The organism is Flavobacterium sp., from assembly GCF_043780635.1.
Classification (GTDB): domain Bacteria; phylum Bacteroidota; class Bacteroidia; order Flavobacteriales; family Flavobacteriaceae; genus Flavobacterium.
The window spans coordinates 1-26,816 of record NZ_JAYWCK010000074.1; the positions used below are offsets into that span (position 1 = coordinate 1).

The window sequence follows — 26,816 nt, forward strand, 5'->3', positions numbered from 1 at the left end:
AAAGTGCTTGTAACAGGATTTTAAAATCCTGTTACAAGTACTTTTTTATTGTCTGAAAACAACGCTAATCAAAATAAGCAATGTTTTTCAGTGCCCTCGATTAGTCTTTAGAGTGTTTTTTTTTACAATTAACGCAACTAGCATTGCCAAAATGCACTTATTTAACAAACATCTAAAATGATTTATTTTGTCAATTATACAAAACTTTATTATTTATTTGTAAAATTGACTAAAAATTATTTATTTTATGGTTTTTAATACAAGATAGTGATTTTTGTATTTAAACTCCAAATAAGTCATCAATATGAACATCTCCACTTGCCCCACCTTTTCAAAAGAAGAAGCACTTACTGTTTTGAAAATAGAATGGGGGATTACAGAAATTTTAAAACCATTAGACAGTTATCTTGACCAAAACTTTTTGGTGAGAAATTCCAATGGAGAAAAATTTGTATTAAAAATTGCCAATATTGAAACTCCAGAATCTTGGCTTGACCTTCAGAACAAAGTAGTCGAACATCTTTATGCCGATGCTATTCCAAAAATAATTCTTTCTAACGAAGGAAAACAAATGATTTTCGTAGCATCACATTGGTGGCGAGTATTAAATTTTCTTGAAGGTACAATGCTTTCAACAGTTCCGTTTCGTTCAAAAGATTTATTGCAAAATATGGGGAAATTTGTGGGAGGCCTTTCAAAACAACTTGCTACATTTTCTCACGAAGCTGCTGAACGACCAATACAATGGGATTTACAACAATCAGCATCCTTACTTGAAAACTGGGTCACTTTCGTAGAAGATGAAAAGACTAAAAATAGCATTTTGTCTATTATGGAAAATTGGAAAACAAAAATTCCCGCTATTTCTAAAGTTCGCAAAAGCGTAATCCACGCCGATTTGACTCGCTACAATCTTCTGTTGGATGATTCTGGTGAAAAAATTCAGGGAATCATTGACTTTGGTGATGTTTGCCATTCCTGGACAATTGGCGAATTAGCTGTTATGGTCTTAGAATCAGCAATGACTGGAAGTCCAACCCCATTTGCCGATGCATATGAAGTAATTCAATCCTACCACGAAGTTTTTCCTTTGACAAAAGAGGAAATCAACATATTATATCCATTAATTCAATTGCGTTCAGCAACTATTGTAGGTGCTTCGGCCAGACAATTATCTATGGAGCCGGATAATGAATATGTGCAAAAACAAGCCATTGCCGACCGTGAAATGTTTCACCAATTGAGTTCCGAAAAAGAAGAATTTGCCACTGACCTATTCCGTAAAGCATGCAAAATGGAATCGGAAGAAAGTTTAAACATTCAACATTTTTTGGAAACAGCAAAAATAAAATCAATATTTGAAAACAATGAAATTCTTAATATAATTGATATTAGTCCTTCATCAGAAATATACAATGAAGGCGCTTGGAACAATTTAGAACAATGTAGAAAGAACATAAAGAATCAATTAGAAAATGGTTTTGGAAGAGCTGTTTACAAAACACCCGTCCTAAAACCTTTCGAATCCAATCCTAGAGAAAGTGAAACCATTGCATTGGGGATTTTTGCTTTTGCACCAGCCGGAACAACAATATGCGCACCAGTTGATTTAACTTTTGTTAATAAAATTGAAGATAAATCTATTTTTAAAACAGACTCTTTTTATATCTATTTTTATGAAATTGAAAGCAATATAGAAATAGGAACTATAATAAAACAAGGAGAACCTTTAGGTACAATTTCAGCCGAAAATTTAAATTCTCCATTTCCATCACTCGTCTTTATTCAAGTGGATAGTTCAGGAGTTGCACCACAATTTTGTTTACCAAGTGAAAGCATTGGTTGGGGAATTTTATCTCCTGATCCATCTGCTTTTTTAGGAATGGAATCAAAAATCACTACAAATAATAACGAAACAGAAACTCTAGAAAATCGAAGAGCAAAAGTAATCCAACAAGCGCAGGAATATTATTATCAAGAACCTATGAATTTGGTTAGAGGTTGGCAACAATATCTTATTGCCGATGATGGACGTGTGTATTTGGATGCCATAAATAACGTGGCTCACATTGGTCATTCTCATCCAAAAGTGGTTGATGCAGCCACAAAACAACTCCGAAAACTCAATACCAACGCTCGGTTTTTATATGAAGACAACATCGATTATGCTGAGCGTTTATTAAAATATTTCCCTGAATCCTTGCAAGTTATTTTTTATACTTGTACCGGAAGTGAAGCTAATGATTTGGCATTACGATTGGCAAGAGCCTATACTAATCAGAATGATGTTCTGGTAATTGATGGCGAATACCACGGAAATACAACTGCAGTTGATGAAATCAGCACAAATTTAATGGATAATCCAACGGCTTCAAAAAGCGTTCGACCTTTCACACATCCTTTAATACAACCCAATACTTTTAGAGGGAAATATGCTGCTGATACTCCCAATGTTTCGGAACTTTATGCAAAAGATGCTCAAGACAAAATTGCTAATATTCAGTCACAAGGACGAGGAGTTGCAGCATTCATTTCGGAATCATTGTTAGGTTCTGGTGGAGGTGTGGAAATGCCAAAAGACTATTTGAAAAAAGTTTACGAACACGTTCACAAAGGAGGAGGTGTTTGCATTGCCGATGAAGTTCAAATTGGTTTTGGCCGAATGGGAAGCCATTTTTGGGGCTTTCAAAAAGAAGGCGTTCTGCCGGATATTGTAACTTTAGGAAAACCAATGGGCAATGGACATCCGATTTCGGCAGTGATTACAACTCAAAAAATTGCGGATGCCTATCGAAAAAAATATACCTATTTCAACACTTTTGCAGGAAACCCCGTTTCTTGCCAAATTGCAAATGCTGTTTTAGATGTCATTGAAGAAGAAAAACTTCAAGAAAATGCTGCAATTGTTGGAAATTTTCTCAAACAGGAACTAGAAAAATTAATCGATGAATTCGAAAGTGTGGGAGCAGTTTACGGTCACGCAATGTATTTGGGTGTTGACTTAGTAACCGATAAAAAATCAAGAAAACCTGACAGTCAAAAGGCGTTATGGATTTCGGAAGCGATGAAACAAAGAGGAATAATAATTTACCCAACGGGTGATTATTACAATATTCTTAAAATAAAACCCCCAATGTGCTTTACCAAAGAAAACGCAACTTTTCTAGTGGAAACATTGAGAGCGATTTTAGGTAAAATGGAGGGTTAAATAAAAAACAGTAAATAGTGTGTCATTTCGACCGCAGGGAGAAATCACAAAATTGCATTTAGTTTTGCTTTTAGAACTTTTTGCTATTTTTTAAACTTGGAAATTCCGGTTTTTAACCAATTTACATATTCTTCAACACTTGTGTAACTAATTGTTGGCGTAGTTTCATTCAAACTATTTCCGTTTAAATCAGTCAAAACATACAATGGCTGGGTATTGGTTTTATATTTTGAAATCATAAAATCTGCCCATTTATCTCCAATAGTTTCAATTTCTGAACCAGTTGTTTTAGAAATATGCTGTTCACTTTTTGGTAAATCACGCTTGTCGTCAACATATAAAGAAATAAGTACAATTTCATTTTTTAAAATTGATAAAACGCGCTCGTCCGACCAAACGTTATTTTCCATTTTTCTACAATTCACACAAGCATAACCTGTAAAATCAAGCATTACAGGTTTATTTATAGTTTTGGCGTAAGCCATACCTTTATCATAATCATCGAAAACCACTATTTGATGAGGTCCAAGTTTTGCTCCATCCGGCAAAATTCCAGTGGACGAATTATTTCCTGAACTACCAAAACCAAGTGGACTTTCACTGTATTCCATTGGAGGCGGAAAAGCATTTATCAATTTCAATGGCGCGCCCCAAAGTCCAGGAATCATATAAATCGTAAAAGATAAAACCACTAGTCCCAAAGACAATCTTCCCACAGAAATATGTTCTGATGGACTATCATGTGGCATAGTAATTTTTCCAAATAAATAAAGTGCAAATGTTCCAAAAATAGCAATCCAAATAGCCAAAAACACTTCTCTTTCTAATAAATGCAATTGCAGAACTAAATCGGCATTAGATAAAAATTTGAATGCCAAAGCCAATTCCAGAAAGCCTAAAGAAACTTTAACAGAGTTCATCCAACCTCCAGATTTTGGTAAAGAATGCAACCAAGAAGGAAATATAGCAAACAACATAAAAGGTATTGCAATTGCTGATGAAAAACCTAACATTCCTATAATTGGGGCAATTCCTCCTTGTGAAGCGGCTTGAACGAGCAAGGTTCCAACGATGGGTCCTGTACAAGAAAATGATACTATTGCCAAAACTAAAGCCATAAAGAAAATCGCAATAATTCCTGTTTTCCCAGCCTGTTTGTCTAATTTATTAGCCCAAGAATTAGGCAGCATAATTTCGAACGCTCCAAGAAATGAAAAGGCAAAAAATACTAAGATTATAAAGAAAATAATATTGAATAGAACTCCCGTTGATAAAACATTCAAAGCATCAGCTCCAAAAACCCAAGTTATTGTCATCCCTAAAGCTACATAAATAAATATTATTGAAAGACCATAAAAAATGGCATTCACAATTCCGGTAGCTTTTGTTTTACTATGTTTGGTAAAAAAACTTACTGTCATTGGAATCATTGGGAAGACGCAAGGTGTTAGCAAAGCTGCAAACCCAGAGAAAAAAGCAATAAAAAATATGGACCACAATCCTTTTTGTTTTTCAGGCTTAGAAGAAGGAGTGTCTTGGGCTTTTGATACAGTGACAACAGCATCCTTAATTTCTTCTGATTTTGAAGTTGTGTCAATAATTTTTGCAGTATCAATTTTAATAGTTTCTACTCCTGTCTTAGAAACTGATGGGATAACAAAGCTGAATTTTTTTTCCTGATTAATGCAAGACTGCTTACAAACTTGATAATTTAAGGCAACTTCAATTTTTGAAATCTTTGGGTTTACTAATGTTATCTCTTGTTGAATCTGGGCATTTTTTACAAAAAAAGTTTCGTTTACTTCAAAAACATCATTGTAAGCAGTAGTTGTTTTTCCTTCTTTGGCTTTGCCAACCAAGTTGAAATTCCCTTTTTGGTTTTTGAAAATCACTTCTAATGGTAATGGTCCGCCATCAGGAGTAAACTGAGAATACATATGCCAGTCATTTTCTATAACACCATTAAAGGTAAGTATATAGTTGTTTTCAGATTTCTTCTCTATTTTTGTAGTCCATTTTACGGGATCAAGAATTTGCGAATTTCCATTGGCGAAAGCCAAAAAAGCAACTAATAAAAAAATAATTTTCTTCATTATTCCAATCGTATTTTAAGTATATTTTTTGTTGTGTTTCTTATTTTAAAATTCTCATCCTGTCTGATTCCGACAATCCAAACAATTTGGTTATCAGAACATAAAAGCCACATATTTTCTTTTTCTAATAAAGACAACTTTTCGTCTTTAAAAAATTTGCTCACTTTTTTAGATTTTCCTTCCATCCCAAAAGGTTGAAAAGTATCGCCTTCTTTCCAGCGTCGTAAAACCAAGGGATACCATAGCTTATCTTCGTCGACAAATATAGTTGTATTTGATTCTTTGGAAATGTCATTTACTTTACAAATCGAAAGATTTAAGGGAACTTTAACTTCTTTTTGGTTTTTACTGATAAAATATTCTTCACTTTCATCCACAAAATTGATTGGACTCAAAATTAGAAAATCTCTGTTTTTTAATAATCGAAATTCATTTGAAAATACCTGCTTTCCAGATTGACTTTCTACTAAATCATAAATATCATCCCAAGCAGAAAACCCAAATTCATTGAGCCATTGATACAAATAGGATTTATAATTGGGTAGTTTTTTTAATTGATTCAAATCAAAATGAATATCCTCACCTTTTTCGGCTGCCACTTGCTGATAAATCATAATAGACGCATCATCAGCCATCGTTTTAGACTCTTGCAAATATTTTTGTGTTTTTTGAAAGGAGGAAAGAAAATCAGGATTTAATTCCTTCAATATTGGAACCAAATTATGCCTGATTTTATTTCGCAAGTATTTATCCGATGCATTGCTGCTGTCTTCTCTCCACTGAATATTATTTTTCTTGGCATAATATTCAATTTCCTGCCGGGAAAAAATCAAAAGCGGGCGAATTACTATATCGTTATGTACCGGAATTCCTGTCAAACCATCTAGTCCTGTTCCTCGTACAAAATTGATTAGAAAGGTTTCTAAATTATCATCAGCGTGATGTGCTGTAAGAATATAATCGAAATTTTCAGTTTCTGAAAGTTCATAAAACCAGCTGTATCGCAACTCACGAGCGGCAACTTGAGTGGAAAGTTTATAATCTTCAGCAAAAGTCTCGGTGTCAAATTGAGTTACAAAGGATTCAATCTTATTGATTTCGGAATAATTTTGGACGAAAGCCTGATCTTCAAAACTTTCCACTCCACGAAGTTGAAAATTGCAATGAGCAATTGCAATAGTAAAGTTTAATTTTTGAAACAAATCGACCATCACCATACTATCTAAACCACCGCTTGTAGCCAAAAGGAGTTTTTTTCCATTTAAAAAAGGAAAGTTTTGATTGATATGGATTAGAAATTTCTGTTGCATATTCAAATTTAGTCAATTGAATTGAATTTAACCCAAAACTTCTCGCATTGCTTTTGCTTTGAGTAAACATTCTTCATATTCTTTTTCCGGAATAGATTGTGATGTTATAGCACTTCCTACGGAAAACGATACATACTTATTTTCCTGATTGTACAAAATACTTCGAATGACTACATTGAAATCAAAGTCGCCAGTTGGAGTAAAATAACCAACAGCTCCACTGTATAATCCTCTTTTTGTTTCTTCGAGTTCTTCTATAATTTTAAGTACTGAAAACTTGGGAGTTCCGGTCATACTTCCCATTGGAAAAGTCGTTTTAATGGCGTCAATAACAGAATATTGACAGTCTAATTTTGAAGTAATCGTTGAAATCATTTGGTGCACTTGCTCGAAGGAATAAATGCCGCATAATTCTTCAACTTTAACAGAACCTTTTTGGGCTGTTCGGGACAAATCATTCCGAACCAAATCAGAAATCATAATATTTTCAGAGCGTTCTTTTGGGTCAGATGCCAATTGATTTCTAGAGGTTTCATCTTCTATTGGATCAAAATATCGTTTAGCTGTTCCTTTTATAGGTTGCGAAATAAGCAGTTGTCCTTCTTTTTTTAAATAGCGTTCTGGTGATGCCGAAAGCAGAAATTGTTTGTCGTTTCTTAAAAAAACTGCTAATGGTGGTTTAGATATTTCGTTGAGTTTAAGGAAATTTTCCAATGGATTGATAATCGCGTTTTCTACAAAAAACTCCATACAAAAATTGGCTTCGTAAATATCTCCACGATGAATGTGTTCAAGGATTTTCGATGTTTTTTCGAGATAATTTTCTTTTGAAATTCGTTGTTTCACTTCTACAACTTCCAGTATCTCAAAAGTTAGCAAACTCGATTCTATAATGTCCTCAAAATCATTCTCAATTTCATCATCACACATATTAAGATATTGAATCTCGAGTTCACTTCCTTTTAAAAGAAATAACTTTTTGGGTTGGAAGAAAAACAAATCTGGAAAATTCAATCCATCAAAGTTATTGGAATGTATAGCCTCAATGTCGTTTTTTAAATCATAAGATAAATAACCAAAAAGCCAGTCTTTAGTTGCTTGCTGATATTGTTTTAAGTCTTCGAAAGCATTTTGATAATCAGTTTTTATTGAGGTAAAAGCATCCACAGCTAGAATACAATCATAACTGGAATATTGTTGCGGATAATCGTTACTATCCATAAAAACAACTTCTCGAAATTGTTGTGACCAAGTTAATAACTGTTTTTTAAACTGCGTTAAATTTCTTATATTTTTTACAATTGATGTTCTCAAAGTGTTGGAATGTTTTAAAAAAGTCAAAATTACGACAATTTTATTTTAGTTTTTCTTTACATTTATAGTATAATTAACCCCTAAAACCGTAAATTATGAAAACTGTAACTATTATTATCCGAACTTTAATTGGTCTTTTGCTTATTTCAGTTGCTATTGGTTATTTTTTAAATTTAATGCCGGAACCAGTCACTAATGGCGACTTCAAAGCATTTGATGTTGGCGCTGTATCTTCAGCCTATATAATGCCCGCAGCAAAATTTATTGAATTGCTTTGCGGCTTGGCATTTATCTTTGATTTGTATGTAACTCTAGCCAGTATATTAATTTTACCCATCATAATGAACATTCTATTTCTTGACTATTACCTGACTCCGCAAGCTATGCCAATTGCGATATTCTTGTTTTTAGGGAACTTTTTTTTAATTTACAAACACTGGGATAATTACAAAAGTTTGTTTTCGCGAAAATAATTAAAACTTATAAAAAATGTAAAACCCGCTCTAAAGCGGGTTTATTTTTATAAAGAGATTCTATTTTTAATTAAACGTGCAACGCTCTATTATCTGTTGCAGCTAATGCTGCTTCTTTCAAGGCTTCGGCAAAAGTAGGATGTGCGTGGCTCATTCTTGAAATATCTTCGGCAGATGCTTTGAATTCCATTGCAGTAACCGCTTCGGCAATCAAATCAGCGCAGCGAGCACCAATCATATGAACTCCCAAAACTTCATCCGTTTTTTCATCAGCAAGAATTTTAACAAAACCATCTAAATCTCCGCTGGCTCTTGCTCTTCCTAATGCTTTGAATGGAAAACTTCCTGATTTGAATTCTATACCAGAGGCTTTTAATTGCTCTTCGGTTTGCCCAACAGCAGCCACTTCTGGCCAAGTATAAACAACTCCAGGAATTAAATTATAATCAATGTGTGGTTTTTGGCCAGCTATGATTTCAGCAACCATAGTTCCTTCTTCTTCGGCTTTGTGTGCTAACATTGCGCCACGAACTACATCACCAATAGCATAAATATTTGAAACATTCGTTTGCAAATGGTCGTTTACCTCTACCATTCCTCTATCTGTAATTATAACGCCTGCTTTATCAGCATTCAAACCATCTGTATAAGGACGACGCCCAACAGAAACCAAAGAATAATCACCTTCTAGAGTGATGGTTTCCCCTTTTGTATTTTCGGCTTGAACTGTTACTTTATCTCCTTTTCTTTCCACCGATTTAACTTTGTGGGAAACGTAGAATTTCATTCCTTGTTTTTTCAAGACTTTAGTCAATTCTTTAGACAATGAAGAGTCCATTCCCGGAATAATTCTATCCATAAATTCCACTACCGAAACTTGCGCACCAAGACGTAAATAAACTTGTCCTAATTCGATTCCGATTACACCGCCACCAATGATAACAAGGTGTTTTGGCACTTCTTTCAATTTCAACGCTTCCGTTGAAGTGATGATTCTTTCTTTGTCAATTTTTATAAATGGCAACGACGATGGTTTAGAACCTGTTGCAATAATAATATTTTTTGCTTCAACAGTTTCAGAAGTTCCGTCCGATTTGGCAACAGCCACGTGAGTAGCATCTACAAATGAACCCAAACCTTCAAGAACTGTGATTTTGTTTTTGTCCATCAAGAATTTCACACCACCAGAAGTTTGATCCACAACAGCTTGTTTGCGGGCAATCATTTTTTCTAAATTCACTTTCACTTCACCAGAAACCTCGATTCCGTGGTCAGCAAAATGAGCAATTTCGCTATAATGATGAGATGATGCCAACAAAGCTTTTGATGGAATACAACCCACATTCAAGCAAGTTCCTCCAAGAGTACTATATTTTTCTATAATGGCAGTTTTGAAACCTAGCTGTGCGCAACGAATCGCTGAAACATATCCGCCTGGTCCTGAACCTATAATTACTACGTCAAATGAACTCATAGTTTGTGTGTTTTTATTTTAGAGTTGCAAAATTAAGTTTTTTTGTTTGAAGTTAAAGTTAAAAAATTAAAGATTTCGTATCGAATTACTCCTTTTTAGTTATCCATTTTTAAATTTCAATTACTGTAGAGTTTTTAACCTCACTAATCATAAAGGTACTGTGTGTGCTACCTATATGTTCCAATACAGTGAGTTTATTAACCAAAAACTCTCGATAAGCTTCCATATCCTTCACTAAAATTTTCAGGATATAATCGTAATCGCCACTTACATGGTGACACTCAAGCACTTCTTTAAGCTTGATAACTTCACTTTCAAACTTAGTCAGGAATTCTTTGGTATGCTGAATAAGCTTGATGTGACAGAAAACCACAAATCCTTTTTCAACTTTCGAACGATTAACCAAGACAACGTATTTATCAATAACTCCTTCTCGTTCGAGTTTCTTAATGCGCTCATAAACCGCTGTTACCGAGAGATTGAGTTTTAATGATAATTCTTTGGTGGTTTTTTTGCAATCACTTTGCAACAGGAAAAGCAACTTTTTGTCAATTGAATCTAGCGTCATTTGTTTGGAATTTAAGTTCAAAAATAAAAACTAAAAATATTTAAAATTAAAGTCAAATATAGTTTAAAAATCTAATATTAATTATTATTTTAGTTTTTAAATCTAAATAACTACTTTAGCATTGATTTTAAGTCTAATTATATGGAACTTTGATATACAAACACTAAAACCATATAGCCATGAAATTCAATCCAGCAGATAATATTCAAGATTTACAATACTTCGGGGAATTTGGAGGAGTAAATCCTTCTATTTCAGATAGTTCAACTTACACCTTTTTGTCTGCAAAAACGATGTTCGATACATTTGAAGGCAATGCCGATGGCTGCTATTTGTATTCGCGCCATTCCTCACCGAGTAATTTGTATTTAGGTAAAGCATTGGCCGCAATGGAAGGAACTGAATCCGCTAATGTTGCAGCTTCAGGAATGGGAGCGATAACTCCTGTACTTTTACAACTATGTGGTTCGGGTGACCATATTGTTTCCAGTAGAACTATTTATGGAGGAACGTATGCTTTTTTGAAAAATTTTAGTCCAAGATTAGGCATCAAAACTACATTTGTTGACATTACAAAAATGGATAAAGTTGAGGCAGCAATTACACCTGATACCAAAGTTTTGTATTGTGAAACTGTGAGTAATCCTTTGCTTGAAATCGCTGATATTGCAAGTTTGGCAAAAATCGCAAAAAGACACAATATAAAACTGGTGGTCGACAATACTTTTTCACCTTTATCAGTTTCTCCTGCAAAATTGGGAGCTGATATTGTCATTCATAGTTTGACAAAATACATCAACGGAAGCAGTGATACTCTTGGCGGCGTGACTTGTGCATCACAAGAATTTATTGACAGTTTGAAGAATGTGAATAATGGTGCGAGTATGCTTCTTGGTCCAACAATGGATAGTTTACGCTCGGCTAGCGTGATGAAAAACTTGAGAACTTTGCACATCCGAATGAAACAACACAGTTATAATGCAATGTATTTGGCAGAACGTTTCGAGAAAGACGGATTGAAGGTTGTTTATCCCGGTTTGAAAAGTCATTCCGGTCATAATTTGTATACAAGTATGATTAATCCCGAATATGGTTTTGGCGGAATGATGACTTTAGACGTTGGAACTTTGGACAAAGCCAATGAATTAATGGAGTTGATGCAAAGTAAAAAATTAGGTTATTTGGCAGTAAGTTTAGGATTTTATAAAACCTTGTTCAGCGCACCAGGAACATCAACGTCTAGCGAAATTCCACTAGAAGAACAAGCAGCAATGAGTTTGACAGATGGATTAATTCGTTTTTCTATTGGATTAGACAACAATATTGAGCGTACTTGTCAAATGATGAAAGAATGTATGGTTGAGCTTGGAATTCTGAAAGTTCCTTCTTTAGTTTAGAAAAATTCAATAAATTAAAAATCCGTTTCTCTACTCATTAATTCAAGAAACGGATTTATTAATTTCAATAATTCGTCTTGTACAATATAAATCTGAAAGATTCAATTATTTAAAGACGACTCCAAACTTTAAAGCTTCGGCTTTAGCTTCGGGAATTAACCTTTTTAAATTGGCAACCCTTGTAGCATCGGCTGGGTGTGTGCTAAGAAATTCTGGTGATTTATTTCCACTAGAGGTAGCAGCCATTCTTTCCCAAAATGCTATAGCTAATTCAGGATTGTAACCTGCAATTGCCATAAGCGTCAAACCTATTTTATCGGCTTCGCTTTCATGACTTCTACTAAAAGGAAGCATTACTCCCACTTCTGAACCTATTCCGTAATATTGTTGCCACATTTGTTGTTGCTCGGCACTTTTACTTCCTGTTGCAACGGCTACACCTACAGCTCCGAGTTGTTGCAATTGAGCCGCACTCATTCGTTGTGCACCGTGATTGGCTAATGCATGAGAAACTTCATGTCCCATTACGGTGGCTAAACCTGCATCGTCTTGAGTTACTGGCAAAATTCCTGAATAAACTACAATTTTGCCACCAGGCATACACCAAGCATTAACCTCTTTATTTTCTATCAACTTATATTCCCATTGATATCCATTCAAATATTGAGCTTGTCCATTAGCCTTTAACCATCGCTCAGCTGCTGCCCTGATTTTCATTCCAACGTTTTCAACACGTCTCGAATCAGTCGTTCCAACTATTACTTTATTTTCTTTTAGAAAAGTTCCGTATTGCTGAAAAGAGGATGGAAACAATTGACTATTGGACACAAAATTCAAACTCTGTTTACCAGTAAATGGATTTGTGGCACATGAAAAAAATAATACTAGTGTAAAAATCCCAGCTAATGTAATGTACTTTTTCATAAATATAATTTTAAATATTTACCAAAAATACAACTTAATTGAAGTTAAAATTTATAAAATAATATTCAAAAGTTTCAAAATTTTTTGATATTTACCTGCCAAAAATGTGCAACTCCGTAAATTCCTTGTCAACAATTAGATAATTATCTTTTTCGAAAGTCTTTTTGTCATATTTAAATATCTCGTCGTCAATTTCAATTTCTTTTATTTTAAAAGGCAATCCAAAAAGATTTATTCTGTATTTTGAGTAATTAGTATCATACTTTCCTTCCTTGTGCAATTGAACTATTAGCTCTTTTTCTTTTCCAATGGTTTTGAATGACAGAAAACTAAATCGTCCTTTTTTGTAATCATAACCATCTTGGGCGTCTTCGTATATTTCTGATTTCTCTTTTCCCTCCTTGAAATATAAATCCAATGTTAATTCATCAAATTCTAGTTCACCAACATATTGTTGCACTGGATATTTAGGGATTATGGCACCTGCTTTTACAAAAATTGGAATTTGGTCAAACTTGGTATCAACCCAGATTTCTTTTCCTCCAGATATCATCTCGTTAGTCCAGTAATTATACCATTGACCACGAGGAATATACATCCTTCTTCCTAACGAATTAGGTTCAAGAATAGGACAAACTAAGATTTGGTTACCAAAAATGAATTCATCATTGCGATAATGTGTCTGAATATCATCCTGATCATAATAAACCAAAGGTTTCAACATTGGAATTCCTTCCTCAATATATTGCCAAAACATGGTATATAAATAAGGTAATAATTGATATCGCAAGTTGACAAACTTTCTAGTAATATCAATAACTTCTTCGTCAAAAGCCCAAGGCTCCTGATTGCCATGATCACCAGAAGAGTGCGTTCTGCAAAAAGGGTGAAATACCCCCAATTGAATCCAACGTGCATACAATTCCCCAGAAGGTTGTTCTGCAAAACCGCCAATATCTGAACCCGTAAATCCAATTCCGGAAATACACATTCTTTGTACTTGAATATTGGCAATCCATAAATGTTCCCACGTGGCCACATTATCTCCTGTCCAAGAAGAAGTATAACGTTGTGCACCTGAATAGGCAGATCTCGTAATTACAAAAGGTCTTTTTGGATAAGAAAATCTTTTCACACCGTGATAAGTAGCTCTTGCCATTTGAGTTCCATAAATATTGTGCGCTTTTCTATGACTACAAGGATTTCCGTCATAATCGTGACGCACATCCATTGGGAAAGTTTTATTAGGAACTTCCATAACGGCTGGTTCGTTCATATCATTCCAAACTCCTTTTACACCAATTTCCGAAATCAATTCCTTGAATAATCCTGCCCACCATTCTCTAACCACAGGATTTGTGTAATCAGGAAAATTACATTCACCTGGCCAAACTTTCCCTTTCATATAAGGTCCATCGGCTCTTTTGCAGAAATAATCTTTTTCTAAAGCTTCTTTATAAACAGAATATTCTTTATCAATTTTTATTCCTGGATCAATGATTACAATGGTTTTAAATCCATCTTCGGCAAGCTCGGCTACCATTCGTTTTGGATCTGGAAAATATTCTTTATTCCAGGTAAAACATCGAAACCCATCCATATAATCAATATCAAGATATATCGCGTCGCATGGGATTTTCAATTCCCTGAATTTAGATGTAATTTCTTTTACATTACTTTCGGGAAAATAACTCCATTTACATTGATGATATCCTAATGCCCATAGTGGAGGTAATTCAGGTTTCCCAGTCAAATCAGTATAGGTAGTAACTACATCGTGCATTTGAGGACCATAAATGAAATAATAATTCATTTCTCCACCTTCGGCCCAAAAACTGGTTACATTTCTTCGTTCGTAACAAAAATCGAAGTGGGATTTAAATGTATTGTCGAAGAAAATACCGTAGGATTGTTTATTTTGAAGTCCAATATAAAAAGGAACTACTTTATATAATGGATCTTGATCTTTACTGAAAGCATACTGATCTGTTGCAAAATTTTCCAATCGTTTTCCCTTCAAATTCAATTGGGTTGCTTTATCTCCAAGTCCATAAAAACATTCCCCATCTTTTGAAGTCTTGCTCATTTTTACAATATTGCCTCCATACTCATAACTTTCCTCCCAATGAAATCCTAATTCATCTTCTAATATAGCATTGTTATTCAAATCTAAAATAGAAACTCTCAAATCTACTTTCTGAATTTTGCATTGTACTTTACTCGTTTTTATTTTGTAAAATTCCTTCTCATCAGTTACTTCAAGAAAATTATATCCTTGAGAATGGCTTTTATCAATGGCATATGAAAAATCATTGCTGAAATATCCTTTTGTAGTATATCTAAAGCGTATCATGCTATCCCTTAGTACAGTAACTTTTAAAATTATACTATTTTCTGTGTAAAAATAAACGGAATCAACTTCGTGTTTAAAAGAAATTATTTTGGAAGGATACAAATCTCCTTTATATTCTAATTCTGTATTTGTAATCATCTATTAAACTTTTTTATAGTATTTTTAGGTATATTTTCCGAAAATACATTTTTTTTAACCTCTCTAATTCTTGCCTTTATTAATGAAGCCTTAAAAAGGACTTTTATTATAATATGAATAATACCCCTTTTTATCGTTAGTTTTTTATAAGAACTAACGATAAAAAGAGGCATTGTAATATTAGTAATATTTAAGCGAATTTATAAACAGTCACACTCAAAGGTGGTAAAAGCAATTCAATTGAATAATCTCTTGCATCATAAGGGAACGCTTCAACAGTTAATTTATTAGGGTTTTTCACTCCACTTCCACCGTAAGCAACAGCATCGCTATTGAAAATTTCTGTTAGTTTTCCTTTTTTTGGCAAACCAATGCGGTAGTTTTGACGAACAACCTGAGTGAAATTACAAACTACAATAACGTCGTCTTTTAGTTTATTTCCTTTTCGAATAAAAGTCATCACTGCATTTTGATGATCAGAGTAATTAATCCATTCAAAACCTTCAGGACTAAACTGTTTTTCGTGTAATGCAGGTTGTGCTTTATACAAAGCATTCAAGTCAGTTAACGTTTTTTTGATGCCTTCGTGAAAAGGATATTGCAATAAATGCCAGTCTAAACTTCCTTCAAAATTCCACTCGGCACTTTGTCCAAATTCACTTCCCATAAACAATAATTTTGTTCCCGGATGCATAAACATATACCCATAAAGCAAACGTAAATTAGCAAATTTCTGCCATTCGTCACCTGGCATTCTTCCTGCAATGGACTTTTTTCCATAAACCACTTCATCGTGTGATAGCGGCAACATAAAGTTTTCAGAAAAAGTGTAAGTCATCGAAAAAGTCAAATCGTTCTGATGGTATTTTCTATACACTGTGTCTTTTTGAAAGTATTCCAAAGTATCGTGCATCCAACCCATCATCCATTTCATTCCAAAACCTAATCCACCAACGAAAGTTGGTCTTGAAACCATTGGGAAAGAAGTACTTTCTTCGGCAATAGTTTGAACTCCTTCAAAACTAGAATAAACGGCCTCATTGAATTCTTTCAAGAAACTTATGGTGTCTAAATTTTCTCTTCCTCCATAAATATTCGGTTCCCATTCTCCGTCATTTCTGGAATAATCCAAATATAACATGGAAGCCACGGCATCAACTCGAAGCGCATCGGCGTGATAATGTTGCAACCAAAAAATGGCATTACTTATCAAGAAAGAACGCACTTCGCTTCTTCCGTAATTAAAAACTAAACTTTTCCAATCTGGATGGTATCCTTTTCTACGATCAGGGTGTTCAAAAAGATTCGAACCATCGAAAAACCCCAAACCATGTGCATCATCAGGAAAATGAGAAGGAACCCAATCCAAGATTACTCCAATTCCTGCCTGGTGCAATTTATCGACCAAAACCATAAAATCCTGTGGTTTTCCAAAACGAGATGTAGGTGCAAAATAACCAACTAACTGATAACCCCATGACGGATCATATGGATATTCCATTATTGGCATAAACTCAACGTGAGTAAAACCCGTTTCTTTCACATAGTTTACTAAGTCTTCGGCTAATTCTAAATAGGTCAAGAATTTTCCTTCTGAATTGCGTTTCCAAGAACCCAAATGTACTTCGTAAACCGAATAAGGCTTATCTAAATCATTGTGTTCTTTACGGGTATCCATCCATTTCTTGTCCTTCCACTTGTAATCTAAATCCCAAATTACTGAAGCGGTATGAGGTGGTTTTTCACAATATAAAGCAAACGGATCTGCTTTTTCGGTAATAATTCCAGCATTGTTGGATTGAATTTTATATTTATAGGTTGATCCTTTTTGAATTCCCGGAATGAATCCTTCCCAAATTCCAGATGAATCCCAACGCACTTGCAATTGGTGTTCGCCCTGAATCCAATAATTAAAATCCCCAACCACAGATACAGATCGCGCCGATGGTGCCCAAACGGCAAAATAAACGCCTTTTACTCCATCAACTTCTAGAAGATGTGCACCTAATTTTTCGTATAATCTGAAATGTTTCCCTGCTTTGAATAAATCAATGTCGAAATCAGTAAAAAGGGAATAAGGTTGTACTTTGTTCATTTTAATTTTGTTATTTTTCTTTATTTTTATATGAATTCTTTACTTAGTGATTGCAGCTTTATTAAACTCCATAATACTGGCAATGCCTGTCAAAGGAATTACAGCCCAACGTGGTCTTGAATTTAATTCATAACCCAGTTCATATACTGCTTTTTCGAGCAGGCAATATTTTAATAAAAAATCTATTTCTTTATTGTAACCAATGTTTAAATTTCCGTCTTGCGCAACTTCGATATATGTCTGTATAAATACCCCTACAAAATACTTAAACAATATTTCTCCTGCTCGAAAAAGTTCTTCTTGCTCAAACGGATATTTATCTTTATTGTTGAAAATCGTGGCATAAATTGAATAATGAAACGAGCGAAACATTCCCGCAACATCTTTCAATGGAGGTTGTTTTACTTTCCTGTCACGAATAGTGCTCTCGGGTTCGCCTTCAAAATCTAAAATATAGAAATCGTCACCATTAACCAAAACTTGACCCAAATGATAATCCCCGTGAATTCGTATTCGTTCTGATTTCATTTTAGTCCAGTCGAAATCCAAAAATAATTTTCTAATTTCTTTTTTATGATCTAAAAACTGATTGGCTAATTCTAAAGCTAATCCGTCTAATTTATGAAGATTATTTTCGAGAATATTCAATCGGTTTTGAAACTGGTAGGTCAACCTATTTTTGAGCCAAACTGTATAATCACCATTATATGTCGTTGGTGTAAAAGCGGTTTCATGAACATCACTACCCAAAGCTATATGCATTTCGGCTGTTCTTGTTGCTAGGGTTTGGATACGCATAAAAATACTCAGCCCAGCCCAATCAATGATTTCGTGGGGAACTTCGTTGATTTTTAACCTTTTAAACAATTCAATATCTGGTAATTTAGAAATATTGATTTTTTTATATTTCAGATTATCAAAAATTTTGTCCACTTCTCCTAGCATAAATTGCCAAGTATCACCTTGATTTGGTACTAATTCCTGCATTAATCCGAGTGTAATATTTCCATCTGTCATAACCACGCTAATGCTTCCCATATAAGACGGCGAACTTTTGAAATTCATTCTTTCAGTAAGAAAACGACTAATTTCATAATCGGGATTCATACTAATGTAAATTCTTCTGAAAATTTTTAATACCAAAGTATTATTATAAATTATCGAAGTATTGCTTTGCTCTACTCCCATAAATTTGGAAGTTTTATATTCCTTCTCTTCTAGTTTTTCCCCTTTGTGAAATTTAACGTTTGACTCCGATTTTTCTTTGGAATTAATAATTTTATCGAACAATAATTTTCTAAAATCCTCCTGATGAAGCGCATCAACAAGAAATCCTGCCTGCCCGTTCATTTTTACTGGTGCAATTATGGTATTGGTATCCAATTCATCTTCTGCCATAAAAGCCAATGGCATAAAATAATGCTGATAAAAAGCTTCTTTAAAATTGACTTCAAGCAAAACCCCATAATAAGTATTTGATTTTGAAGTTATTTTAAAGAAATCAACCACTTCTATATATTTCAGAGTACTTGCTTTACCTCCATACCAACGTTTATTAATGATGTAGTTTTCAAGAATATCCGATGAAAAAACTTTTACAAATTCCTCATCTTCAAACGCATTTTCCCAATTTGTATTGAAAACAAACGGATTTTGAAATTCATCTTCATTAATCTTGTTGTCTATCATTATTAGTGTATTTTAAATAAATGAAAAGGTAATTCTGGTGGAAGTTCTACGAAATTCCATTCTTTAGCCCAAATATAACTATTTCCTGTAATTAAATCAGTAATTTGAACAGGCAGATTTCTTAGCAATTCCTTTGGAAGCTTTACCATTGCTTGACTCGTATTGAATGCATCAAGACTTACAACCATTAAAGTTTTATTTTGTTTGTCATCGTCAAATTTGTAATAGGATATAACTTGCTCGTTATTTGTATCACAAAAAACAATATTATTGGTTTGCTGCAACGAATTTTGTTCTTTTCTAATTGTATTGACACGAGTGATTAAAGTCGTTATTTTATTTTGTTTTTCCCAATCCCATTTGAAATATTCGTATTTTTCGGAATCCAAATACTCTTCTTTTCCCGGAGCCATTGGCGCCGAAATTCTATATTCGAAAACAGGTCCATATATTCCAACACTAGAACTCAATGTTGCAGCTAAAAAATATTTCTGAAGATGAATGGATTCATTTCCGTTTTGCAAAGCAAAAGGATTGATATCTGGTGTATTTGGCCAAAAATTAGGTCGATAGAATTCTTTTTGCTCACTTTGAGTTAGTTCTTCAACATATTCGGTCAATTCTTTTTTAGAATTGCGCCAAGTAAAATAAGTATACGATTGGGTAAAACCTTGTTTTGCCAATTCATTCATGATTTTTGGACGGGTAAAAGCTTCCGCCAAAAATAATACATCAGGATGTTTTTTCTTGATTTCGGAAATCAACCAGCCCCAAAAATAAAAAGGTTTGGTGTGAGGATTATCAACTCTATAAATTTTGATATCACATTCTTCTATCCAGAATAGCGCCACATCCAACAATTCCTTCCAAAGATTTTTCCAGTCACTGCTTTCGAAATATATTGGTAGAATATCTTGATATTTCTTTGGAGGATTTTCGGCATATTGTACCGTTCCATCAGGTCTCCATTTGAACCATTGCGGAAAATCTTTTACATGAGGATGATCTGGCGCGGCTTGCAACGCATAATCCATCGCTACTTCAATTCCTAAATCTTTCGCTTTTTTGACCAATGATTTAAAATCATCGATACTTCCTAACTCAGGATGTGTAGATTTATGACCGCCATATTGCGAACCAATTCCCCAAGGCGAACCTACATCTCCCGGGTTTGAATTGGTTGCATTATTTTTACCTTTTCTATTTACTTCTCCAATAGGATGAATTGGTGGAAAATACAAGGTATCAAAACCCATTGAAGCAACTCTAGGCAACAATCTTTCACAATCTTTGAAAGTTCCGTGTTTTCCTTCTTCGGCAGAAGCTGAACGTGGAAAAAATTCATACCAAGTGCTGAATAATGCTTTTTTTCTGTCAACGTAAACTTTTAATTCTAAAGACTTATTTTCTAAGAAACGGATTGGATATTTCTTGAAAATTTGATGTAAGTAAGAAGAGGTTGCTTCCTGAATTGCTTTATCATAATCAGATTCAATCGTGAAATAAACGACAAGATTTTGGAGATATTCCTTCTCTTGCTCATTGGCAAATTCCAAGACAGCTTTTACATAATCGGCACCTTCTAATAATTCCGAATTCACGTGCTGATTGTCTTGAATTTTTCGTTCGATTCCGTGTTGCCAGTTCAAAGCATAATCGACCCAACCTTCAACAAAATAGGAATAAAATCCTTGTTTTTCAACCTTGAAACTCGCATACCATTCATCATTTACCGAGGGATTCATTCGAGCTTCCTGCCATTTTTTATCGTCTTCATGTTTGAATTTGACACTACATTCAATGACATCATGCCCATCAGAAAAAACAGCGGCGGTAACATTTATTTTTTGATTTACAATTCTTTTAATTGGATTAATCCCGCCATCTAATTGTGGCAACACATTTTCAATCACTATTCGGGTTTGATTCTGCATTTTGTATTTTTAAAATTCAACTAAATTTAGCAAAAATAATATTGTAAAAACTTTAATAACAAAATATATTTATCATTTATTTTGTTATTGAAATCAGTACAATTTAAGACCGCTAATTAATTACTTTATGGTATAATTATCGGGGATGGTAACACCTTTTTTGACTACAACAATTCCTTCTTTAATGGTATATAATTCATTTGACAAATCAGCTAAGTGCTTCCCTCCATTGATATGAACATCATTTCCTATCCTACAGTTTTTGTCAACAATTGCATTGTTTATAAAACATCTTTCTCCAATTCCTATTAACTGTTTGTTGTTTCTCAAATCCTCATTCATATCATTTATATTTTGATAGAAATCATTACCCATTATATAGGTGTTTTGAATTGTGGTGTCGTCACCAATTCTGGAACGATTCCCAATTACAGAACGAATGATCTCTTTGGCATTTATAATACATCCATCGGAAACTAATGATCTGTCAATATTTGTTCTTTTGAACTTTGTAGGAGGCAATAATCTTGGTCGGGTGTATATTTTATTATCATTGTCAAATAAATTGAAATGAGGCACATCATCAGTCAAACCAATATTTGCTTCAAAAAAGGAATCTATATTACCGATATCTGTCCAATACCCTTCATATTGAAAACTAAATATTTTTTTATGTCCAACAGCTTGAGGTATAATTTCTTTTCCGAAATCTTTGGTGTTAGGATTTGACATAATATCCACCAATAATTTCTTGTTGAAAATATAAATCCCCATAGATGCTAAATAATGTTTCCCCTCGCTTTTCATTTGATCACTAACATCTGATTTCCAATCAGGCAATAAATCTTTTGAAGGTTTTTCGATAAAAGATTCGATACAACTTTCTGAATTAGTTCTTAAAATTCCAAATTCAGGAGCATCTTTATCATTCACAGGCAAAGTGGCGATTGAAATGTCAGCTTCGTTTTTGATATGCTCCTCAATCATTTCATTCAAATCCATTTGATACAATTGATCTCCAGAAAGAATCAATGCATAATCAAAATCATGATTTAAAAAATGAGGCATGCATTGCCTCACAGCATCAGCAGTTCCTTGAAACCAGGTAGGATTGTCAGGGGTTTGTTCTGCAGCCAAAATATCGACAAAAGCATGACTAAATATACTAAAATGATAAGTGTTCTTGATGTGTGCGTTCAAAGAAGCTGAATTGAATTGTGTCAAAACAAATATTCTGTAAATATCTGAATTCATACAATTTGAGATTGGAATATCTACCAATCTATACTTACCTCCAATTGGGACAGCAGGTTTTGAACGTGATTCGGTCAATGGATACAATCGAGAACCCTGTCCTCCACCGAGAATAATTGCAATTACATTCTTCTTTTTAGCTTTCATTTTTCTTAATTATTAAATTATACACCTCTATATATTCCTGACAAACACTTTCCCAAGAGTGGTCAATATTCATTCCTATTTTTCGAATTTTATTTAGACTTTTCTTGTCTTTATACAACTTTACTGCTCTTTGAATTGAATAACAAACATCTACAATTGATGCCTGATCGTGACAAATACCGTTTCCATTGTCTTCAAAATCGATAACAGTATCCTTTAAACCACCTGTTCTTCGTACAATAGGGATTGTTCCGTATTTAAAAGAATACATTTGATTTAAACCGCAGGGCTCTACTCTTGAAGGCATTAACAAAAAATCAGAACTCGCATATATCTGATGGGCTAATTCTTCGTTATAACCTATGAAAGCATTGTAATTTCCTTTAAAACTAGTCAATAAATGACTCAATTGATTTTCTATTGCTGCATTTCCTGAACCTAAAATTAAAATATTAATGCCCGCAAAATTTTCAGATAATGCCATTGCTGCAACGTGCGGCAATAAATCAGCTCCCTTTTCTTCTAACAATCTTCCAATGAAACTAAAAAGTGGCTTTGTAGAGTCCAAATCAAATTGACTACACAATTTTTCTTTGTTTTCCTTTTTGCCTTTTTCGAAAGTTTTAATAGAATAATTTTCAAACAACATCTTATCCTTACTTGGATTCCATACTTCAATATCAATTCCATTCAAAATCCCTTTGGACTTGTGCCTTACAAGATTAAATAATGATTCTAATCCGTAAGCAAAATTATTTATTTCATTCAAATAATTTGGTGAAACCGTCGTCACTTCCGAAGCACATTTTATGGCTGTAGCTAATGAATTGATTCTATTGTCCCATTCTAAAACGGTCACTTTCGATAAATCAAATTCAGGCAAATAATACAATTTATCAAACCCAAATTGTCCTTGATAAATTGAGTTATGAATCGTAATTACCGTTGATATATTTCTTAATTTCTCATATTTGTTGGCATATTGCATCAAAAACGGAATTAATCCAGTATGATGATCATGGCAATTGATAACGTCAGGAACTTCTGCTCTTGAAATTAACCAATCCAATGTGGCGATTTGAAAAGACAAAAAACGTTCAATGTCATCTTCGTATCCATACACCTCTTTTCTCTCGAACAATTCAGGAATATCTACTAAATACAATTCAAATCCCAGCTTATCAGTCTTTTCTTTTAAAACATTAAAAGGAAAATTAAAATTTCCCAATTTCACATAACCATTATGAACAGATTCAAATTCATTTTCTTTTATGAATTTCGTATCATAACAAGGTATTACAACTCGTACAAAGTGTTTTGCTTTATTTTGATACTTTGGCAACGCTCCCACAACATCCCCTAAACCACCGACTTTTGCCACTGGATAACATTCTGCAGCTATATGAAATATTTCCATTAGAGAAATTTTGTCTTTTTTTAATTCTTAATAAAAATACTGTAAATATTTAATATGAAATATTCGGATTGCCAAATTCCAATATTATATTAAATACCCAAATAAACCTGTTATTTATTGTTACTTTTATGTTTTTCTAAATTTAGTAAAAAAAATATTAAATAATAACTCGATTGAAAAATTATTGAAATGCCAAAAAAAGCTCCCAATCACAAGCAATCATTGAAAATTCCTAAACTAATACTGCAAGTTAGTAAATTTATCACTTTTATTTCACCAAATTTAGCAACACTATTTGCTGCAAAATTATTTTCGACACCAATAAAACATAAAATTCCAAAAAGAGAATTGCAAATGGACAGCAAAAGCATCCAAAATCTAATTAAAATTCCTGCAATTAATAAAAAAGTAGTAATTTATCAATATGGAGAAAGTGACAAGAAAATTTTATTATCACACGGATGGTCTGGAAGAGGAACACATCTTTTTAAAATTGCAGACGAATTAATAAAAGCAGGATATTCCACTGTAAGTTTTGATGCGCCGGCTCACGGAAAATCTCCTGGAAAAACTACTATAATGTCTGATTTTGTTGAAACAATATTAGAAGTGGAGAGACAATTTGGCCCTTTTGAAGCCGCTGTTGGCCATTCTTTAGGAGGAATGTCATTGCTAAATGCTGCAAAAAAAGGATTGTCCATTAATCGTTTGGCAGTTATAGGAAGTGGCGATATTGTTCAGGATATTTTAAACGGTTTTGTAGAAAAATTAAAATTAAAACCGAGCACAGGTAAAGAATTGCGCTTGCATTTTGAAAAAAAATATGGTGAAGAAATGGACAATTATTCTGCATACAAATCAGCCATGCAACTACTAATACCTGTTTTAGTAATTCACGATAAAAACGATGAAGAAGTTCCTGTAGAAGCAGGAATTAACATCCACAAACACTTGAAAAAAGGCGAATTATTTCTAACCGAATGCTTAGGCCATCGCAAAATTCTTGGCAATCCAGCAGTAATTGAAAAAGTAGTCCAATTTATCAGAACCAACAACTAATTACAAAAACGAATTTTTAAATTCTGGTTTAACTCTGTTTTTTGATGCTTGTTCATATGCGTAAGCAATTCCAATTAATTTTGGCTCGCTATAAGCAGTCCCAAAAAAGGATATACCAACTGGTAAATCATACACTTTTCCTCCTGGAACTGTAATATGAGGATAACCACTGGCTGCCGCCGGCATCGTCAAAGAATATCCCCAGCGATCCCCATAAATCAAATCAATGCTACAGGCAGGACCCATTGTTATTCCGCAAATAGCGTGAAGTTGATTTTCAATAAAAACGGAGTCCAAAATCTTTTTACTGCCATTGTGACTTTTATCTAATGCCTCTTTATAACTCTTTTTATCAAGACCAAGTTTTAAATTCGAACTTTCTAATATTTCTTGCTTAAAATAAGGCATAGCAGCATCTTCATTGGCATTATTAAAATCTATTACTTCTGTTAGGGTTTTTACTTTCGCATTGGCTGTAGCTAAATAATGATTTAATCCATCCTTAAATTCATATTGTAAAATTTCAAATTCAGCATCACTAAATACATTTATTTTATCAATATAATCTATTTCAATAATTGTAGCCCCTTTTTGCTTGAGCAAATGAATTGCATCTTCAAATAGTGCATTAATAAATTGATTATTACCTTGTGGTTTCTTTTCAATGCCAATACGTTTTCCTTTCAAAGCATTAGAATCTAAAAATTGGGTATAGTCAGAAAAGCTTTTTCCTTTACTTTCATTTGTAATAGAATCAGTATCATCGATACCTGAAAGTATACCTAACAAAATTGCTGCATCTTTCACAGTTCTTGCCATTGGACCGGCAGTATCCTGCGTTTTTGATATGGGTATAATCCCTGATCTACTTACTAGTCCAACAGTTGGCTTTATTCCAACTACTCCATTTACAGATGCTGGGCAAACTATAGAACCATCTGTTTCAGTTCCAACGGCTACAACACAAAGGTTAGCTGCTACAGCTACGCCAGAACCGGCACTTGATCCACACGGATTATGATCTAAACAATATGGATTCTTAGTTTGACCTCCTCTACTACTCCATCCTGAACTTGATTGCGTAGAACGGAAATTTGCCCATTCGCTTAAATTTGTTTTTCCAATAATAATAGCACCAGCCGCACGTAATTTTTTCACAATAAACGCATCATTTGAAGCAAAGTTTCCAACCATAGCTAAAGAGCCTGCAGTAGTTTGCATTTTATCAGCAGTATCAATATTATCTTTAATAACTATTGGAATTCCGTGTAATGGACCTCTCGTTTTCCCATTTCTCCTTTCATTATCCATTTGTTTCGCTATTGAAACAGCATCATGATTTATTTCTATAATTGAATTTAATTTTTGACCACTTTTATCAATATTTTCAATTCGTTTCAAATATAATTCTACTAATTGTACAGAATTATATCTAGTTGAATCCAATTTTTCCCTTAAACTACTGATAGTTTCTTCGTCTAGGTCAAATACTGAAGTAGAATCAACATCAACTTTTTTATTTCCAACATCTTTTTTGGAATCATTACAACCTTCGATAATGAGAGTTGAAAGTCCTATAGTTGCTAAAGTCGTAGTAGTTAAAAAAGTTCTTCTTTTCATAATATTTACTTTTATCAAAAGTTATAAAACTGATATAAAATTAATTTTTGATAAATATATAACATTTATCCAAATGGTTCAAATCTAAAAGTTGCGAATAAAATTCTAAAATTCTTATAAAATAAAAAACCCGAGGCATTAGCCGAACGTGCGAAGCAAACCTGGCTGGGGTGACAAACCTTGTTTGCGAACACGGTCGGCATCCAAAACAAAAAACCCTGTTCTAACGAACAGGGTTTTCAAAGAAATACGACGAACCGAGCCGTTAGGCGAACACGTCGTACCTATAAAAAAAGAACCCCAACCTTTTCAGGTTGGGGTTCCATAAAGAAAGGCGACGACATACTCT

The 26,816-nt window shown here is 33.7% G+C and carries 17 protein-coding genes; 4 read left to right on the top strand and 13 right to left on the bottom strand.

Annotation, left to right across the window (positions count from 1 at the left end):
* Positions 1–304: 304 nt before the first annotated feature.
* Positions 305–3,208 carry an aminotransferase class III-fold pyridoxal phosphate-dependent enzyme gene (locus ACH2BV_RS07095; protein WP_395050028.1) on the top strand — a complete coding sequence of 968 codons (2,904 nt, stop codon included), beginning with the start codon at positions 305–307 and terminating at the stop codon, positions 3,206–3,208.
* Positions 3,209–3,291: 83 nt separating this feature from the next.
* Here ACH2BV_RS07095 and ACH2BV_RS07100 read toward each other — a convergent pair whose 3' ends face one another.
* From ACH2BV_RS07100 to ACH2BV_RS07110, 3 genes are read right to left on the bottom strand one after another with little or no spacing between them, the layout of a single operon-like run.
* A complete protein-coding gene (locus tag ACH2BV_RS07100) occupies positions 3,292–5,301 on the bottom strand; it encodes a protein-disulfide reductase DsbD family protein (RefSeq protein WP_395050029.1) in 2,010 nt (669 codons plus the stop codon).
* Positions 5,301–6,611: a tRNA lysidine(34) synthetase TilS gene (gene tilS / locus ACH2BV_RS07105; RefSeq protein WP_395050030.1), complete on the bottom strand. Its 1,311-nt coding sequence runs from the start codon at positions 6,609–6,611 to the stop codon at positions 5,301–5,303. The genes ACH2BV_RS07100 and tilS overlap by 1 nt, the downstream gene beginning before the upstream one ends.
* Positions 6,612–6,638: 27 nt before the next feature.
* Entirely contained in the window at positions 6,639–7,925 is a 1,287-nt protein-coding gene (locus tag ACH2BV_RS07110; protein ID WP_395050031.1) for an anthranilate synthase component I family protein, read from the bottom strand.
* A 95-nt stretch (positions 7,926–8,020) separates the two neighbouring features.
* On the opposite strand from ACH2BV_RS07110, the gene ACH2BV_RS07115 reads away from it, so the two are divergent.
* The gene (locus ACH2BV_RS07115; protein WP_395050032.1) at positions 8,021–8,398 is read left to right on the top strand and encodes a DoxX family protein; all 378 of its coding nucleotides are present in this window, start codon (positions 8,021–8,023) and stop codon (positions 8,396–8,398) included.
* A 70-nt stretch (positions 8,399–8,468) separates the two neighbouring features.
* Here ACH2BV_RS07115 and lpdA read toward each other — a convergent pair whose 3' ends face one another.
* On the bottom strand, positions 8,469–9,872 hold the full coding sequence (gene lpdA, locus ACH2BV_RS07120; protein WP_395050033.1) for a dihydrolipoyl dehydrogenase: 1,404 nt from the start codon (positions 9,870–9,872) through the stop codon (positions 8,469–8,471).
* A gap of 109 nt (positions 9,873–9,981) precedes the next feature.
* A complete protein-coding gene (locus tag ACH2BV_RS07125) occupies positions 9,982–10,440 on the bottom strand; it encodes an Lrp/AsnC family transcriptional regulator (RefSeq protein ID WP_395050034.1) in 459 nt (152 codons plus the stop codon).
* 179 nt (positions 10,441–10,619) lie between these two features.
* Here ACH2BV_RS07125 and ACH2BV_RS07130 point away from each other — a divergent pair, with 179 nt between their 5' ends.
* The gene (locus tag ACH2BV_RS07130; RefSeq protein ID WP_395050035.1) at positions 10,620–11,837 is read left to right on the top strand and encodes an aminotransferase class I/II-fold pyridoxal phosphate-dependent enzyme; all 1,218 of its coding nucleotides are present in this window, start codon (positions 10,620–10,622) and stop codon (positions 11,835–11,837) included.
* A 105-nt stretch (positions 11,838–11,942) separates the two neighbouring features.
* On the opposite strand, the gene ACH2BV_RS07135 is transcribed toward ACH2BV_RS07130, so the two are convergent.
* The 7 genes from ACH2BV_RS07135 to ACH2BV_RS07165 all read right to left on the bottom strand — a co-directional run bounded on the left by ACH2BV_RS07135 (position 11,943) and on the right by ACH2BV_RS07165 (position 23,788).
* On the bottom strand, positions 11,943–12,761 hold the full coding sequence (locus tag ACH2BV_RS07135) for a M48 family metallopeptidase (protein ID WP_395050036.1): 819 nt from the start codon (positions 12,759–12,761) through the stop codon (positions 11,943–11,945).
* Between the two features lie 91 nt (positions 12,762–12,852).
* Complete coding sequence (locus ACH2BV_RS07140; RefSeq protein WP_395050037.1) at positions 12,853–15,252, bottom strand: glycoside hydrolase family 31 protein; 2,400 nt, start codon at positions 15,250–15,252, stop codon at positions 12,853–12,855.
* 190 nt (positions 15,253–15,442) lie between these two features.
* Entirely contained in the window at positions 15,443–17,347 is a 1,905-nt protein-coding gene (glgB, locus tag ACH2BV_RS07145; RefSeq protein WP_395050038.1) for a 1,4-alpha-glucan branching protein GlgB, read from the bottom strand.
* A 39-nt stretch (positions 17,348–17,386) separates the two neighbouring features.
* Entirely contained in the window at positions 17,387–19,036 is a 1,650-nt protein-coding gene (locus tag ACH2BV_RS07150; protein ID WP_395050039.1) for a trehalose synthase, read from the bottom strand.
* Between the two features lie 2 nt (positions 19,037–19,038).
* Entirely contained in the window at positions 19,039–20,970 is a 1,932-nt protein-coding gene (locus tag ACH2BV_RS07155; protein WP_395050040.1) for an alpha-1,4-glucan--maltose-1-phosphate maltosyltransferase, read from the bottom strand.
* Between the two features lie 120 nt (positions 20,971–21,090).
* Positions 21,091–22,371 carry a glucose-1-phosphate adenylyltransferase gene (locus ACH2BV_RS07160; RefSeq protein WP_395050041.1) on the bottom strand — a complete coding sequence of 427 codons (1,281 nt, stop codon included), beginning with the start codon at positions 22,369–22,371 and terminating at the stop codon, positions 21,091–21,093.
* Entirely contained in the window at positions 22,361–23,788 is a 1,428-nt protein-coding gene (locus ACH2BV_RS07165; RefSeq protein ID WP_395050042.1) for a glycogen synthase, read from the bottom strand. Before ACH2BV_RS07165 ends, ACH2BV_RS07160 begins: the two co-directional genes overlap by 11 nt.
* Before the next feature lie 189 nt (positions 23,789–23,977).
* On the opposite strand from ACH2BV_RS07165, the gene ACH2BV_RS07170 reads away from it, so the two are divergent.
* Complete coding sequence (locus tag ACH2BV_RS07170; RefSeq protein ID WP_395050043.1) at positions 23,978–24,847, top strand: alpha/beta hydrolase; 870 nt, start codon at positions 23,978–23,980, stop codon at positions 24,845–24,847.
* Here the strand turns inward: ACH2BV_RS07170 and ACH2BV_RS07175 are convergent, their stop codons facing one another.
* Positions 24,848–26,467 carry an amidase gene (locus tag ACH2BV_RS07175; RefSeq protein WP_395050044.1) on the bottom strand — a complete coding sequence of 540 codons (1,620 nt, stop codon included), beginning with the start codon at positions 26,465–26,467 and terminating at the stop codon, positions 24,848–24,850.
* Positions 26,468–26,816: the final 349 nt, after the last annotated feature.